The sequence below is a fragment of the Nocardia abscessus NBRC 100374 genome, from assembly GCF_000308455.1.
GTDB classification, from domain to species: Bacteria; Actinomycetota; Actinomycetes; order Mycobacteriales; family Mycobacteriaceae; genus Nocardia; species Nocardia abscessus.
On the sequence record NZ_BAFP01000123.1, the window covers coordinates 91,829 to 106,813 of the forward strand.

Annotated in this window: 17 protein-coding genes; 11 read left to right on the forward strand and 6 right to left on the reverse strand. The window is 69.9% G+C overall.

The genetic code is table 11. The features are described 5' to 3' along the window. Positions 1 to 3: 3 nt before the first annotated feature. Positions 4 to 678: a TetR/AcrR family transcriptional regulator gene (locus tag ON19_RS25715; RefSeq protein WP_043698104.1), complete on the reverse strand. Its 675-nt coding sequence runs from the start codon at positions 676 to 678 to the stop codon at positions 4 to 6. A gap of 219 nt (positions 679 to 897) precedes the next feature. Here ON19_RS25715 and ON19_RS25720 point away from each other — a divergent pair, with 219 nt between their 5' ends. From ON19_RS25720 to ON19_RS25735, 4 genes are all read left to right on the forward strand, one after another. After that, positions 898 to 2,433, forward strand: coding sequence for an amino acid permease (locus ON19_RS25720; protein WP_043698107.1), 1,536 nt, complete (start codon positions 898 to 900; stop codon positions 2,431 to 2,433). Between the two features lie 80 nt (positions 2,434 to 2,513). Then, entirely contained in the window at positions 2,514 to 3,266 is a 753-nt protein-coding gene (locus ON19_RS25725; RefSeq protein WP_043698295.1) for a DUF1989 domain-containing protein, read from the forward strand. Then, positions 3,263 to 3,877 carry an urea amidolyase associated protein UAAP2 gene (locus ON19_RS25730; RefSeq protein WP_043698110.1) on the forward strand — a complete coding sequence of 205 codons (615 nt, stop codon included), beginning with the start codon at positions 3,263 to 3,265 and terminating at the stop codon, positions 3,875 to 3,877. The genes ON19_RS25725 and ON19_RS25730 overlap by 4 nt, the downstream gene beginning before the upstream one ends. Positions 3,878 to 3,957: 80 nt before the next feature. Next, positions 3,958 to 5,964, forward strand: coding sequence for a 5-oxoprolinase/urea amidolyase family protein (locus ON19_RS25735; RefSeq protein ID WP_043698298.1), 2,007 nt, complete (start codon positions 3,958 to 3,960; stop codon positions 5,962 to 5,964). 109 nt (positions 5,965 to 6,073) lie between these two features. Here ON19_RS25735 and ON19_RS25740 read toward each other — a convergent pair whose 3' ends face one another. After that, the gene (locus tag ON19_RS25740; RefSeq protein WP_043698113.1) at positions 6,074 to 7,228 is read right to left on the reverse strand and encodes an epoxide hydrolase family protein; all 1,155 of its coding nucleotides are present in this window, start codon (positions 7,226 to 7,228) and stop codon (positions 6,074 to 6,076) included. Between the two features lie 62 nt (positions 7,229 to 7,290). Between ON19_RS25740 and ON19_RS25745 the strand changes: the two genes are divergently transcribed. Beyond that, positions 7,291 to 8,241 (forward strand): helix-turn-helix transcriptional regulator, encoded by a 951-nt coding sequence (locus ON19_RS25745; protein WP_043698116.1) that lies wholly within the window; start codon positions 7,291 to 7,293, stop codon positions 8,239 to 8,241. A gap of 6 nt (positions 8,242 to 8,247) precedes the next feature. Then, positions 8,248 to 8,373: a hypothetical protein gene (locus ON19_RS43995; protein WP_255218410.1), complete on the forward strand. Its 126-nt coding sequence runs from the start codon at positions 8,248 to 8,250 to the stop codon at positions 8,371 to 8,373. A 13-nt stretch (positions 8,374 to 8,386) separates the two neighbouring features. Here ON19_RS43995 and ON19_RS25750 read toward each other — a convergent pair whose 3' ends face one another. Beyond that, positions 8,387 to 9,397, reverse strand: coding sequence for an NAD(P)-dependent alcohol dehydrogenase (locus ON19_RS25750; RefSeq protein ID WP_086006714.1), 1,011 nt, complete (start codon positions 9,395 to 9,397; stop codon positions 8,387 to 8,389). Positions 9,398 to 9,487: 90 nt separating this feature from the next. Here ON19_RS25750 and ON19_RS25755 point away from each other — a divergent pair, with 90 nt between their 5' ends. After that, on the forward strand, positions 9,488 to 10,141 hold the full coding sequence (locus tag ON19_RS25755) for a TetR/AcrR family transcriptional regulator C-terminal domain-containing protein (protein ID WP_083899632.1): 654 nt from the start codon (positions 9,488 to 9,490) through the stop codon (positions 10,139 to 10,141). Between the two features lie 3 nt (positions 10,142 to 10,144). On the opposite strand, the gene ON19_RS25760 is transcribed toward ON19_RS25755, so the two are convergent. Then, positions 10,145 to 10,618 carry a MarR family winged helix-turn-helix transcriptional regulator gene (locus tag ON19_RS25760; protein ID WP_043698119.1) on the reverse strand — a complete coding sequence of 158 codons (474 nt, stop codon included), beginning with the start codon at positions 10,616 to 10,618 and terminating at the stop codon, positions 10,145 to 10,147. A gap of 103 nt (positions 10,619 to 10,721) precedes the next feature. Between ON19_RS25760 and ON19_RS25765 the strand changes: the two genes are divergently transcribed. Continuing rightward, positions 10,722 to 11,858, forward strand: a complete 1,137-nt coding sequence (locus ON19_RS25765; RefSeq protein ID WP_043698305.1) for a GDSL-type esterase/lipase family protein — start codon at positions 10,722 to 10,724, stop codon at positions 11,856 to 11,858. A gap of 43 nt (positions 11,859 to 11,901) precedes the next feature. Here the strand turns inward: ON19_RS25765 and ON19_RS25770 are convergent, their stop codons facing one another. Further along, positions 11,902 to 12,513 carry a TetR/AcrR family transcriptional regulator gene (locus ON19_RS25770; protein ID WP_043698122.1) on the reverse strand — a complete coding sequence of 204 codons (612 nt, stop codon included), beginning with the start codon at positions 12,511 to 12,513 and terminating at the stop codon, positions 11,902 to 11,904. Between the two features lie 74 nt (positions 12,514 to 12,587). Here ON19_RS25770 and ON19_RS25775 point away from each other — a divergent pair, with 74 nt between their 5' ends. Genes ON19_RS25775 through ON19_RS25785 form a run of 3 tightly spaced genes read left to right on the forward strand, consistent with a single transcriptional unit; the run spans position 12,588 to position 14,235 of the window. Next, positions 12,588 to 13,145, forward strand: coding sequence for a peroxiredoxin-like family protein (locus tag ON19_RS25775; RefSeq protein WP_043698308.1), 558 nt, complete (start codon positions 12,588 to 12,590; stop codon positions 13,143 to 13,145). Continuing rightward, positions 13,142 to 13,624, forward strand: coding sequence for an anthrone oxygenase family protein (locus tag ON19_RS25780; protein ID WP_043698125.1), 483 nt, complete (start codon positions 13,142 to 13,144; stop codon positions 13,622 to 13,624). Before ON19_RS25775 ends, ON19_RS25780 begins: the two co-directional genes overlap by 4 nt. Continuing rightward, positions 13,621 to 14,235 carry a YHS domain-containing protein gene (locus ON19_RS25785; protein WP_043698129.1) on the forward strand — a complete coding sequence of 205 codons (615 nt, stop codon included), beginning with the start codon at positions 13,621 to 13,623 and terminating at the stop codon, positions 14,233 to 14,235. The genes ON19_RS25780 and ON19_RS25785 overlap by 4 nt, the downstream gene beginning before the upstream one ends. A gap of 95 nt (positions 14,236 to 14,330) precedes the next feature. On the opposite strand, the gene ON19_RS25790 is transcribed toward ON19_RS25785, so the two are convergent. Beyond that, a complete protein-coding gene (locus ON19_RS25790; protein WP_043698131.1) occupies positions 14,331 to 14,930 on the reverse strand; it encodes a Uma2 family endonuclease in 600 nt (199 codons plus the stop codon). Positions 14,931 to 14,985: the final 55 nt, after the last annotated feature.

Sequence of the window (14,985 nt, forward strand, 5' to 3'; positions counted from 1 at the left end):
CGCTCAGACCACGGGCGCGGCCAGCCGGTCCAGCAGCACGACCGCCTCGGCCCGAATCGCGTCGAGATCGCCGGTCCAGCCGAGGGCCCGCAGCACCGCCCCCGGGATGGTCCGCTCCGCGTACCTGGGCGCGGCGCCCTCGTCGGAGCGGATGCTGATCACGGTCTCCACCAAGCGGAACGGCAGCAGCTCCGTGCCGGGCACGCTCGCCGCGCCACCCTCGGCGAGCACCTGCGCGGCCAGAGTCTCGTATTGCCCGCGCAATTCGTCGCGGCGCAGGCGGAAGGCGGCGAACCGCTCGGTGCGCAGCTCCGGCAGCAGATACAGCGCACCCAGGTTCCAGCGCGAGGCGCACAGTTGCCGCACGTCGAACACGACCAGCGCGTACAACCGGACCGGCGCCGGGTCGGACGCCGCGCGCAGTCGCTCGGCCAGTTCGATCGGGGCGGCGACGGTTTCGGCGAGCAACGCGTCCAGGATGTCGTCCTTGGCCGCGAAATGGTGGTACAGCGAAGCCTGCCGTATCCCGACGGCGTCGGCGATCGCACGGGTGGAGGTGTTGGCGTAACCGTTGGTGGTGAACAGTTCGCCTGCGGCGTCCAGGATCTCGGCGCGCGGCGTCGATCCGCGTCGGCGTCGCTGTTCGACGCGCGGCCGTCCGGGACCGAGGTTCGCCACTGCCCCATTCTGGCAGGTGGGCGGGCGGGCGCTGCGGTGCGGTGGCCGTCCGCGCCGTGTGTGAACGGCCTGCGTGCATTTCCTGTCACTTGATAGAAATAACGGCAACACAGAAGTTACCGGAGGTAGCGGAAGTGATACATCCAGGTCACCGGAAGCGCGATCGTAGACGCAAAACTGTCGTCTGATAGTTATTGGTCGCACGCCGAAGGACCGCCCATGGCAACCACGCTCGCCCCACCCCCGCCCTCCGACCTCAGCGGCGACGGCGCCGACCTCGCCCGGTTCGGCTACCAGCCCGTCCTGCACCGCAAGCTCGGACGCTACGCCTCATTCGCGGCCGGCTTCTCGTTCGTCTCCATCCTCACCACGATCTTCCAGTTCTTCGGCTTCGGCTACTCGTTCGGCGGAGCCGCCTTCTTCTGGACCTGGCCGATCGTCTTCGCCGGGCAGTTCCTCGTCGCGCTGAACTTCGCCGAACTCGCCGCCCGCTACCCGATCTCGGGCTGCATCTACCAGTGGTCGCGACGGCTCGGCGGCGAACTCGTCGGCTGGTTCGCCGGCTGGATGATGATCATCGCGCAGATCGTCACGGCCGCCGCGGCGGCGATCGCCCTCCAGGTGGTGCTGCCCTCGATCTGGAGCGGGTTCCAGCTCGTCGGCACGGACACCGCGCTCAGCTCGCCGTCCGGCGCGACCAACGCCGTGCTGCTCGGCAGCATCCTGCTCGCGGTCACCACGCTGATCAACGTGATCGGCATCGATCTGATGGCGCGGATCAATTCGATCGGCGTCACCGTCGAGATCGTCGGCGTCCTCGCGATCATCGCGCTGTTCTTCACCGGCACCGAGCGCGGGCCCGGTGTGGTGCTGCACACCGAGCAGGCCGCGCCGGGTCCCTACTGGGCCGCGTTCCTGGTGTCCGGGCTGATGGCGGCTTACGTCATGGTCGGATTCGATTCCGCGGGCGAGCTTTCCGAGGAGACCAAGAACCCGCGCCGCGTGGCGCCGCGCACCATCCTCACCGCGTTGGCGGTCTCGGCGCTGGGCGGTGGGCTCATGCTGCTGGGCGCGCTGATGGCCGCGCCGAGCCTGTCCGACGGTGCGCTGGCCTCCGACGGACTGGCCTACGTGCTCACCGCGAAGCTGGACAGCCCGGCGGGCAAGGTGCTGCTCGGCTGCGTCGCGGTCGCGATCACGGTGTGCACCCTGGCGATCCAGACCGCGGGCTCGCGGTTGATGTTCTCCATGGCGCGGGACGGGAAGCTGCCGTTCGCGGGCAGGCTCGCCGCCGTGCACCCGCGCTACGGCACGCCCGTGCTGCCCGCCGTCGTGATCGGTGCGCTTGGCATCGGCCTGCTGGTGCTCAATCTCGGCAACGCCGCGATCTTCGCGACGCTGGCCAGCGTCTGCATCGTCACGCTGTATCTGGCCTACCTGCTGGTGACGGTGCCGCTGCTGGTCCGCAGATTCACCGGTCTGCCGGACGCGGGCACCGACGCGCGGCTGTTCAGCCTGGGCCGGTTCGGCATTCCGGTCAACGCGCTCGCCGTGGTCTGGGGGATAACGATGGTGATGAACCTGGCCTGGCCGCGGGCGGAGGTCTACGCGCCGGACGGCGGCGGGTGGTGGATGCGCTGGGCCGCACTGCTTTTCGTGCTGCTGGTGCTGGCCGTCGGCGTGGTGGTGCATCGCTTCGTTGTCGGTTGGTCACGAAACGTCGCGAGCGGCGAGCCCGCACCGCAACCGGCCTGATCGACCCGGTGCGGCGGCGCACTACCCGGCGCCGCCGCACCCGGCCGCATGCCCAGGACACCAGCACGAAAGGAATCACCGTGACAAGCACTGCGGACACCTCCGGCGCGCGAGCGCACGCACGAGCGCAGGCCGCGGCCGCGACCATCTCGGAGCCCGCGCCGCCCGCCGAGGTCCCGGCCTCGAAGATCACCTTCGCCCAGCGGATTCCGGCAGGCGGATACGCGAACCTCGCGCTCGGCCGCGGCACCCGGATCCGCCTGCGCGATCCGGACGGCGCGGCCTGCGCGCACCTGCTGCTGACGCGCACGGAGGCGCCGTGGGAGCGCCTGAACGTCGCCGACACGATCAAAGTGCCGTGGCAGGCGTACCTGGGCAGCGGTCACCCGCTGCTGTCGGACCAGGGTCGCGTCCTGGCGACCGTGCTCGCCGACACCTCCGGCCACCACGACACGCTCTGCGGACCGACCGCCCAGGCGCGCGACCTGCTGCTGCTGGCGGGCGCCAAGCAGGGGCTGCGCCCCGCGGACATCGGGCCGACGGTCTCGTTTTTCCGCGGCGTGCGGGTGCAGCGGGACGGAGCGCTCACCGCCACCGGCAGCGCCGCTCCCGGCTCGTCGGTCGATCTGCTCGTGCACCTGCCGGTCACCGTGCTGATTGCCAACGCCGCCCATCCGCTGGACGACCGGCCCGCGACCGACCTCGATCTCGTCGCGTGGGCCGCACCGGAAGACCTCGCCGTACCCGCCGACCGGGACCCGGAATACCAACGGGCCGTGCAGAACACCGAACAAGCCTGGACGGCCGCGCTGACCATGGAGGCAACCGCATGACTTCGGCCCGCACCATCGTGCTCGACGAGACCGTCCCCGCCCGCGCGCCGTGGTCGGCCGTGGTCCGTGCGGGCGAGCACCTGGAGATCATCGATCTGCACGGCAACCAGGCGGTGGACTGCCTGCTGTACTCGGCGGCCGACCACTCCGACCGCTACAGCGCGCAGGCCACGGTCGCCGCCCAGCGCAATATCTTCCTCACCACCGGCAGCGAACTGCGCACCGACGCGGGCGCCACCCTGATGACCGTCGTGGCCGACGAGGTGGGCAATCACGACACCATCGCGGGCGCCTGCTCCCAGGAGTCCAACACGCTGCGCTACGGCCACCACACCCGCCACCAGCACGCCTGCGTGGAGAACTTCTTGACCGAAGCCCTGCGCTGGGGCCTGGGCAAACGCGACCTGGTATCGAACATCAACTGGTTCATGAACGTTCCGGTCGAGGCGGACGGCACGCTGGGCATCGTGGACGGATTGTCCGCACCGGGCAAGCGGGTCACGCTGCGCGCCGAGATCGACACGCTGGTGCTGGTCTCCAACTGCCCGCAGATCAACAATCCCTGCAACGGCTTCGACCCGACTCCGGTACGCATGGTGGTGTCGCGATGACGATCGCCGAACTACCAGTGGCCGGGACGGCGCAGACCGAAACCGCCCTTCCCGGCCGGGTGGAGGTGATCCGCCCCGGCATGCTCACCACCGTGCAGGACTGGCCGGGCCGGGTCGGGTATTGGCACGTCGGCGTCCCGCCGTCGGGGCCGATGGACGATCTGTCGTTCCGGCTGGGGAATCGCGCGCTCGGCAACGCCGACGGCGCCGCCGGGCTGGAATGCACCCTCGGCGGCCCCGCGCTCCGGTTCACCGCGCCGACCTGGGTCTGCGTCACCGGCGCCCCGGCGGACGTCATGGTGGACGGCGTCCGGGTGCCCCAGTGGCGCACGGTCCCGGTGCCCGCGGGCGGCGTGCTCGACATCGGCGCGGTGCGCGGACCGGGCATGCGCTGCTACGTGCTGATCGCGGGCGGCATCGACGTGCCCGAATACCTCGGCAGCGCGGCCACCTTCACCCTCGGCCGCTTCGGCGGCGGCACCGGAGGCGCGGTGCGCGGCGGTGACGCGCTTTCGCTGGGCGCACACCGGGGCAGGGTCGCGACAGCCGTGCCGATGGACGAGCAACCGGTGCTCACCCGGCACTGGGAACTCGCGGTCACCGAGGGCCCGCACGGCGCGCCGGAGTTCTTCACCCGCGCCGACTTCGACACCGTGGTCGGCACCGACTACGAGGTGCACTTCAACTCCGACCGCACCGGCGTCCGGCTGATCGGGCCGAAGCCGGAATGGGCCCGCGCCGACGGCGGCGAGGCGGGCCTGCACCCGTCCAATATCCACGACACCCCGTATTCGGTCGGCGCGCTGGACTTCACGGGCGACACCCCCATCCTGCTGGGGCCCGACGGGCCGAGCCTCGGCGGTTTCGTCTGCCCGGTCACCGTCGTGGCGGCCGACCGCTGGAAGCTGGGGCAGTTGTCGCCCGGCGACCGGGTGCGCTTCGTGCTGGTCCGCAGTGACCGCGCCGCCTCGATCCGCGAACTCGGGGCCGCGCGCCGCGCCGCATGGCCCACCGTGCTGTCGGCGGGCGGCGACGGTGACGACGGCGTGCTGCGCCGCGCCGAGGTCGACGACGAGACCGCGGTGACCTACCGCCGCGCCGGCGACGACGGCGTGCTCGTCGAATACGGAGCTATGACACTGGATCTCGGCCTGCGCGCCCGGGTGCACGCCCTGCACCAACATCTGCTCGCCGCCGGAACGCGTGGCGTGACCGAACTGACCCCCGGCATCCGCTCGTTGCAGATCCGGGTCGATCCGCACGTGCTGCCGGTGCCCGCACTGCTCGATCTGCTCGCCGAGGCCGAAGCGCAGCTGCCCGCCTCCGATCGGCTCGTCGTGCCCAGCCGGGTCGTTCATCTGCCGCTGTGCTGGGACGACCCGTCCACCCGCGAGGCGATCACCCGCTACATGCGCGGCGTGCGGGCCGACGCACCCTGGTGCCCGTGGAACATCGAATTCATCCGCCGCGTGAACGGCTTGGCGGCCGTATCCGACGTCTACGACACCGTGTTCGGCGCCGAATACCTGGTAATCGGCCTCGGCGACGTGTACCTCGGCGCGCCGGTCGCCACCCCCACCGATCCCCGGCACCGGCTGGTCACCACGAAGTACAACCCCGCCCGCACCTGGACGCCGGAGAACGCGGTCGGCATCGGCGGCGCCTACCTGTGCGTCTACGGCATGGAGGGGCCGGGCGGCTACCAATTCGTCGGGCGCACCACGCAGGTATGGAATCACGGCGCCGGTGCGGCGCCCACGGTTCCCCCGGGCGCCGACCGTGGCGTCTCGGGAGCCGAAACCCCCTGGCTACTTCGTTATTTCGACCGGATTCGCTGGTATCCCGTCGAGGCGGAGGAACTCCTCGATATGCGCGCCGACTTCGCCGCGGGCAACGTCGAGGTGCGCACCGACGACGGCGAATTCCGCCTGACGGACTATCGGACGTTTCTCACCGAGAACGCCGAGTCCATCGCGGCCTTCCGGGCGAAGCAGGCGCAAGCCTTCACCGCCGAACGCAATTCCTGGCGATCGGCGGGCGAACTCACGGCTCGGCAAGGCGGCCGCGAGCAAACGCCTGCACACTGAGCGCGGCGGATCCGCGCGCGTCGGCCGCCCGGCCGGTGGCGTAGTCGAGATCCACCCGCCGTCTGCTCGGCCTCGGCTGAGCATATCCAGCGCGCTGCGGGCCGATGGTTCAGCGCAGGTCGCGGAAGAACTCGCGAATGTCGGCGGTGAGCAGCTCGGGTTCCTCCATGGCGGCGAAATGGCCACCGCGGTCGACATCGTTCCAGCGGGTGATGGTGTTCTCGGTCTCCGCGTAGCGGCGGACGCCGATGTCGTGCGCGAAGACCAGGGCGGCCGTGGGCACGCCGGAGTTCTGCTTCGGCTCGCCCCACGCGGCGTTCTGGGCATAGCCGACATAGGCCGCAGAGCCCGCGGTTCCGGTGAGCCAGTAGAGCATCGCGTTGGTCAGCAGCCGATCCCGGTCGAGGATCTTGTCCGGCTCGACACCGCGCGGATGAGTCCACTCCCGGAACTTGTCCATGATCCAGGCCAGTTGCCCCACCGGCGAGTCGACCAGTCCGTAGGCCAGGGCCTGCGGGCGGGTGGACTGAATGGCGATGTAGCCGAACTCCTCGTGCATGAACGCCTCGATCCGCCGGATGCGATCGCGTTCCAGCTCGGTCAGGCTCGCCAGTTCTTCCTCCCCGAGCGGCAGCGGCGGAAACGGACCAGGTCCGCCGTTGGTGTGCACGCCGACGACCCGGCCGGGCGCCGTCCGGCCGACCTGCGGGCTCACGGCCGCTCCGATGTCGCCGCCCTGCACGCCGTAGCGCTGGTAGCCCAGCCGGTCCATGAGTTCGGCCCAAGCTGCGGCGATCCGCTCGATGGTCCAGCCCGCCTCGGCGACCGGCCCGGAGAACCCGAATCCCGGCAGCGAGGGAATGACCAGGTGGAAGGCGTCGGCAGGGTCGCCGCCGTGCTTCCCCGGGTCGGTCAAAGGCCCGATGACGTCGAGGAATTCGGCCACCGAGCCCGGCCAGCCGTGCGTCAGCAGCAGTGGCAGGGCGTCCGCCTCGGGCGAGCGGACGTGCAGGAAGTGGATGGTCTGCGCGTCGATCACCGTCGTGTACTGCGGGTGACCGTTCAGCTGCGCTTCGGCCGCGCGCCAGTCGTATCCGGTGCGCCAGTAGCCGACCAGCTCGCGCAGCCAAGCGGTCGGTACGCCGGTGTCCCAGCCGTCGCCGGGGAGCGGGGCGGGCCAGCGGGCGGCGTCGAGCCGGGAGCGCAGGTCGTCGAGCTGCCGCTGCGGGATGTCGATGCGGAAGGGGCTGATCTCGTTGCTCATGAAACAGACGGTATGACGCATCTAGGACAACTTCCGCCCTAGGTTCGGGGCAGACTTTTCCCATGCTGGAAACCTCGGCGCGCCTGTTGCGCCTGTTGTCGCTGCTGCAGACGCCCCGCGACTGGACCGGAGCCGAACTCGCCGAGCGACTAGAGGTGGACGTGCGCACCGTCCGCCGGGACATCGACAAGCTGCGCACGCTGGGCTATCCGGTGGACGCGACGCCCGGCGTCGCGGGGTACCGGCTCGGCGCGGGAGCGAATCTGCCGCCGTTGCTGTTGGACGACGACGAGGCGGTGGCGGTGGCGCTCGGCTTGCGCACCGCGGCGGGCGGCACCATCGCGGGCATCGAGGACAGTTCGCTGCGCGCTCTCACCAAACTCGAGCAGGTACTGCCTTCGCGGCTGCGCCACCGCCTCGGCATGCTCCAAGCGGCCACGGTCACGGTGCCCGCGGGCGGCCCGACGGTCGAACCGGACGTGCTCACCGCCGTCGCGGCCGCCATCCGCGACTGCCATCGCCTGCGGTTCGACTATCGCGCGCACGACGGCACCACGTCGCTGCGCACCACCGAGCCACATCGCCTGGCGCACACGGGCAGGCGGTGGTACCTGATCGGCTGGGACGTCGATCGCGCGGACTGGCGCACCTACCGCGTCGACCGCCTGCACCCGCGCATCCCGACCGGCCCCCGCTTCACCCCGCGCGAGGCGCCCGACGCCGACCTGTCCGGGTACCTCTCCCGCGGCGTGACCACCGCGCCGTACCGCTACGAAGCCCGCGTCACCCTGGGTGTCCCCGCCGAGGTGGCCGCCGAGCGCATCGCACCGACCGTCGGGGTGATCGAGGCGTCGGACGACGAGAACTGCGTACTGCGAACCGGCTCCGACTCGCTGGACGAACTGGCGATCTATCTCGCCACCTTCGGCTTCCCGTTCCGGGTGCACGAACCGCCGGAACTCGTCACCCACATCCGTGAACTCGCCGCGCGCCTCGGCGCGGCGGTCGACTGACGGCGGGTGCCGGGCAAGGCGGGCCGGGTCTACCGCGCGGGCGAGACCCTGGCGACCGACGGCGCCGAGGTGGGCAAGCTGACCTGGGCCTATTACCTCGCGGAGCGCGCGGGCGCCCTCCGGGCCGGATGACCGGCCGACCGGTTCAGACGACGATCACCGTCTTGCCCTTGGCGTGTCCCTCGGCGACATGGCCCACCGCCGCGGCGGCCGCGGTGAGCGGACAGCGCCGCTCGATCATCGGGCGCAGCTTGCCTTCCGCGGCCAGCCCGGCGAGGAACTCGAGGTCCGCCCGGCGCGGGCGCATCAGCAGGGGGCGCATCGTCTGGCTGACCACCAGGCCGGTCAGCACCACCTTGCCCACCCACAGCACCGGTCCGAGCCAGTTCCCGCCGGGCGCACCCGCCGAGGAGACGAAGACGCCCTTCGGCGCGAGCACCCGGCGGCAGGCGGTCAGCGACCGGTTGCCCACCAGATCCAGCAGGACGTCATACCGATCGGCGCCGCGCGTGAAATCCGCTGTGGTGTAGTCGATCACCCGGTCCGCGCCCAGCGAGCGCAGCGTCTCGACGTGACGTGTGCTGCACACGGCCGTCACCTCCGCACCGAGCGCCTTGGCGATCTGCACCGCACTCGTTCCCACGCCGCCCGACGCGCCGTTGACGAGCACTTTCTGCCCGGCGCGCAGACCGCCGACATCGCGCAAGCCCTGCAGCGCGGTCATTCCGGAATCCGGCAGGGCCGCGGCCTCCGCCACGGTCAGGCCATCGGGGACGCGCGCGAGCCGCTCGACCGGGACACACACGTACTCGGCGAAAGCCCCCGCGTCGACAGCGCCGAAGACCATGTCTCCGCAGTCGAATTCGACAATTCCCGCACCGACCTCGACCACTTCACCGGCCAGATCGTGCCCGATGATCGGGTCCTTCGGCCGCCGCAGCCCGAAACCGAGCCGGATCGCGTAGGGCTTACCGGTGAGCAGGTGCACGTCGCCGCGGCACACCGCCGCCGCCCGCATGCGAACCAGTACCGCACCGGCGCCTGCGACGGGGCGCGGCACCGTCTCCGTTCGGAGGACTTCGCTGGAACCGTATCGCGGCGCGACGATCGCGCTCATCGTCGCGCGCTCGAGGGTGGACTGCTGGCCGTCGGACATGACATTCCTCGTCTTCACCGGGTACTTACAGTGTAAGTGCGACACCGCCGACGGTACGCTTACGCTGTAAGTGCGTCAAGAGGGGAAACCGTGCCCGAGAACCGTGCGCCGCTCACCAGGGACGCGGTGCTGCACGCCGCCGTCCGGCTCGCCGACGAGCAGGGCTTGCCCGCGCTGTCCATGCGGCGCCTCGCGCAGGCGCTCGGCGTCGAGGCGATGTCGCTGTACAACCACGTGCGGAACAAGGACGACCTGCTCGACGGCATCGCCGATCTGGTGGTCGCCGAGATGACGCCGCCCGCCGTCGGCGGGGATTGGCGGGCCGCCCTGCGCGCCCGGTCGGTGTGCGCCCACGAGGTCCTGCTGCGTCATCCGTGGGCGACCGGGCTGATCGGCACCAGGATCAACGTGGGCCCCGCCATGCTGCGCTACATCGACGCCACCGTGGGCTGCCTGCGCGCGGCGGGCTTCTCCCTGCCCCAGGCGGACCGCGCGTGGAACGCGCTGGACAGCCATCTCTACGGCTTCACGTTGCAGGAGTTGAGCTTTCCGCTCGAGCCGTCCGAATACGCTTCCGCCGCACAGCAGTTCCTGCCGCTCATCCCGGCCGACGAGTATCCACACATGCACGCGCTCGCCCGGCTGGTGATCGACGGAAAGCACTCGGGCATCGCCGATTTCGCTTTCGGCCTCGAGCTGATCCTGGACGGGCTGGAGCGGGCGCTCGCCGCGAACGCGGACTGACGCTCAGTCCATCCGGAAGGTGGCCTCGGGGTTGGCCGTGTCCCGGACGATTCGCAGCGCCTCGGACAACGCGGCGAGCTGCGCCGGAGTCAGCAACCCGACGAACCAGCGGTCGACGGCGGCGAGATAGTCCGGCAGCACCTGCGCGAGCCGCGCCGCGCCAACCTCGGTCAACACCGCGTAGGCGCTGCGCCGATCCGCCGTGTCCAGCTCGCGTTCCACCAGTCCGGCACGGGCCAGCCGATCGACCAGCCGGGTAACGCCGCTGGTGGACAGCGCGGTCTGCACCGCCAGCTCCGACATGCGCAACCGGCGCCCGGACGAACGACTCAGCCGCATCAGGGCGTTCAGATCCAAGCCGGACAGACCGTGGGCCTGCCATACCGGCTCCAGCTTCGCGACCACGCCGCCGTACGCCTCGAACAGCAGGCCCATCGTGGTCAGACGCGGGTCGTCGAACAGCTCGGTCACGTCCATGCGGGCAACCTACCCGAAAGCTGCCCAATAGTTGACACGCGGAACAACTAGCCGTAGAAATATGCATACGCATTATTCCTCGCGTCAACTAATGGAGGTTCCCATGTCTCAGACCGCCTGGATCGCCGGCTTCCGCACCGGGGTGATCCGTCCGGATGAGCAGATCAAATTCGCGGACTCGCGCGCGTTCACCGACCAGACGGTGCGCCAAGTGCTGCACCTGGCGGGCGGCGGCGCGCAACTGCGGGTGGGGCTGACCAACCGCTACGGGAAGACGCCACTGGCGGTCGGCGCGGCGCGGATCGCCCTGCGCAAGACCGGCAACGAGATCGTCGCCGAGACCGACGCCGCGCTGCGGTTCGACGGCGGCGAGCAGGTCGTCGTCCCGGCGGGCGGCGAAGTTCTCAGCGACCCGGTCGAATTGGCCGTCTCGGCGGGCGCGGATCTGGCGCTGAGCCTCTATCTGCCCGGCCCCACCGGGCCGGCGACGTTCGCACACCAGCCCGGCGAAACCGCCTACATCGCCGACGGCGACGTCACGGCCCAGGCCGCGCTCACCGCCGTCGAGGAGGTGCCCGCGCGGTTCTTCGTCGTCGGCGTCGACGTGCTCGCGCCCGCGGAAACGCCGGTGGCCGTGGCGTTCGGCGATTCCTGGTTCGAAGGCGTCGGCACCACGCTCGGCGCCAACCGCAGGTCGGTGGACGTGCTCAACGCGCGCCTGGACCGCGGCTGGGTGGTCAACCAGGGCATCGCGGGGAATCGGCTGCTGACCGACATGGTCGGAGAACCGGGCCTGGCGCGCTTCGACCGCGACGTGCTCGGCGTGCCCGGCGTGACCGGCGTCCTGATCAACTTCGGCATCAACGACCTCATCCTGGGCGGCATGGCCGGCCAGCCGCCCGCGACCGCGGACGAACTGATCGCGGGTTTCACCACCCTCGCGCGGCGAGCGCACGCGGCGGGACTCACCATCCACGCCGCCACGATCGGCCCCTACGGCGGCGCCGTCTACGAAGATCTGCACGTCGCCGAGACACTGGCGACTCGTCGGCGCGTGAACGAATGGCTGCGCGGCTGCGACGCCTTCGACTCGGTGTTCGACGTGGCGCGTGCGGTCGAGGATCCGGAGCGGCCGGACTTCATCCGCCCCGAATTCGACAGCGGCGACGGCATGCACCTCAACGACGCCGGCGCCCGCGCCATGGCCGAAAGCGTCGACGTCGCGGCGCTTTTCGACTGAAAAACGCACACGAGGCGGCGGCATTGCGCAACCCGGTCGACTCCTAGGGCTCGAGACCGCGCAGCACGATCTCGACACCACCTCGGAATTCGTCCTCGGCCGACATGCCCTTGGCCTGCCCCGCGGTCTGCGCCAGATGCGGGTAGTCCGCGGCGGGGAGTTCGGCCATCGCGATCGTCCCCCGCCCCGGCAACGGCGCGTAGTGCTTGTTCTGGAGGTAGCCGACCAGGAAGGCGATCAGCGTGCGCTGGGCGATGACGCGGGCGCGTCCGGTGAATCCGCCCTCGGTGAGCACGGCGAGCATCGCTTCCATCACGCGCAGCGACTCCACCGACGACTGCCGATGCCGCAGCACGAGCGGCACGGCGGCCGGATGGGCCGAGAACCCGTCACGGATGTGCTCGAGCAGCGCCGTGACCCGCGTTTTCCAGTCGCCTCCGGCGGGGAGCGACGTGTCGATCGAAGCGAACACATGGTCTGCCACCAGCACCTCGAGCGCATCGCGGTCGCGCACGTAGCGGTACAGGGCCATGGTGGCCATGCCGAGTTCCTTCGCCACCGCACGCATCGTGAGCGCGGACAAGCCGTCGCGGTCCAGTACGGCGAGGGCCGCCGCGGCGAGATCGGCGGTGGTCAGCGAACGGGGACGGGGCACGGATTGACAGCGTACAAGCCACGCGCATACTGGTCGTAGGCGTACGAAGTACACCTACGATGAAGGAGCCCACCATGTCGCTGACGACCGCAGTCTCCGGTCGCACCCTGCTCGCCATCTCCGGTGCGCGAGTCCGGATACCGGACCCGGACCACCTGATCCACCTTCAGTTCCGGCGCTTCGCCGGATGCCCGGTGTGCAACCTGCACCTGCGTTCGATCGTCGCCCGGCACGACGAGATCGCCGCCGCGGGCATCCGCGAAGTGGTCGTCTTCCACTCCAGCGCGGAGGAATTGCGCAAGTACACCGCCGAACTACCGCTGGAGGTGATCGCCGACCCGGACCGCAAGCTGTATCGCGAATACGGCGTCGAGACCTCGCCCCGCGCGCTGCTCGACCCGCGCGGCTGGCCCGCCATCCTGCGCGGCGTAGCCCACGCCGCGTACGCCACCCTGCGCCGCAGGCAAGCCGCTCCGCCCATCAAGCCCGAGGGCGGCAGTCTCGGGCTGCCCGCCGACTTCCTGATCTCCCCCGACGGACGCGTGCTCGCCGCGAAGCACGGCACGCATGTCTACGACCAGTGGTCGGTCGACGAACTGCTCGCGCTCGTCCCGGCGGAGCGTCGCGCGTGAGGCTTGCCGAAAGATTCTTCCCGGCACGGGCATTCGCGTTGGTTTTCGGTGGGCTGCTCGCCGGTGCGTTCGGCTATGGAGCGGTCAACGTCCTCTACGCGTTCCGTAAAGTCCCGCTGGACGTGCGCTTCACCTTCCACACAGCACTGATGAGCGTGAACGGCCTGGTCATGCAATCGCTGATGGGCCTGACCATCCTCAGCACGGCGGTGCTCGCCATCCGTTCCACCGGCCGGCCACGCCTGCTCGCAGGTGGCGCGGGCATTCTCGCTGTCGCGGCGTTCCTCATCACCCGCCTGGGCAACGTCCCGATCAACCAGAAGATCAAGGTGTGGGCGGTCAGCGGCCCACCGGCCGACTACGCCGAAATCCTCAGCCGCTGGGAGGCATTCCACTTCGCGCGCACCGCATGCGCGCTGGTGGCATTCCTCCTCGTCGTGCTGACCACCCTGCTTCCCGCGAAAGAGGCCCGCCCATGATGACCGTCGAACTGTTCGTCTCCGACCCCGCTCTGACCACCGACCGCAAACGCGCCCTGGCCGAACGTATCCTGCGCGTCCTGACCACCGAGCCCAGCGCTCCGGACTCGGTAATGTCCAAAGCCCGCGAACTGACCCACGTCCTGGTGCGCGACGCCGAGGTGTGGGCGACCGGCGGACCGGCCCTGGACGCCGCGCCGCGCTACTTGGCTCGGCTCACCGTCCCCGGATCATGGGCCAACAACACCGAATTCGGCGGCCACGTCATCCCCCTGATCACCGAAGCCATCGCGGGCACCGAGCCCGACCCGGACCGCCTGACCCGAGACCCGCACTGCGTGGTCCAGATCATCGGCCTGCGCGAGAACAACCTCGGCGCCTTCGGTCACACCCTCACCGCCACCGAGATCACCAAACTGATGACCGAGGACTACCGAGCCTCCGCCCCCCACACCGACGCTCCCGAAGGCCACGCCATCGACCCCGTCTGCGGCATGACCGTAGACCTGTCGACCGCCCGCTTCACCCTCACCCACAACGGCACCCACTACGCCTTCTGCGCCCCCGTCTGCCGCAAGGTCTTCGCCGAGGACCACGCCGTCCCACTCTGAACCGTCCCGCGAGTGGCACATGGTGGAGAGGCCTTCTGGCACTTTGCCGCAGCCATGTGCCACTCGCGGCTACTTCGCGCTTTGCGGCGGGTTGGTCAGGGTTGTTCGAGTACGTTGAATGGAATGGTCGCCTCGACCGGGTCGTCGAGGAGCAGAACACGTCGGTGAACCGTGTGGGCAAGGTAGCGGCGACCGGACCAGTCGAGACGGTATTCCTCGATTTCTTCGATGCGCTCTTCCTTCTGATCGAGCCGGACGATCAGATACCGGGGGATACCGGCGGCTGCGTATTGAATTCGCTTGTCGCTTATATCGGCGTCGATGGTTGATTCGGAAGTGACCTCGACCACCAGCAGTATGTGCTCACGCACCGTGTTCACGTCGTAAGGTTCACAGTCCCGGATCCAGATGTCGGGATAGCGGATGTTCAACCGCCGATCGGCGGCTGTGGATTCCGCGTCAGCGAATCGTGCGGCAACGTCGGAGTCCACGACCATACACGGCCCGCCGTCGCGCCGGGCCGACTCCAGCATCCCGGCCAGCCGCCGCACCACACGGCTGTGCACGGGGCTCTGGGCCATCAGTCGCACCACACGCCCGTCGACGATCTCGATGTCACCGAGCTCGGCAGTCGCCCCTTCGGCGAACTGCTCGGCCGTCACACGCAGTACCTGTTGCTCGTCGGGAGCGCTCATAGCGGACATCATTGCAGTTCGAATCCGAGCAGACGAGCCCCTCCCGTTCAGAGGG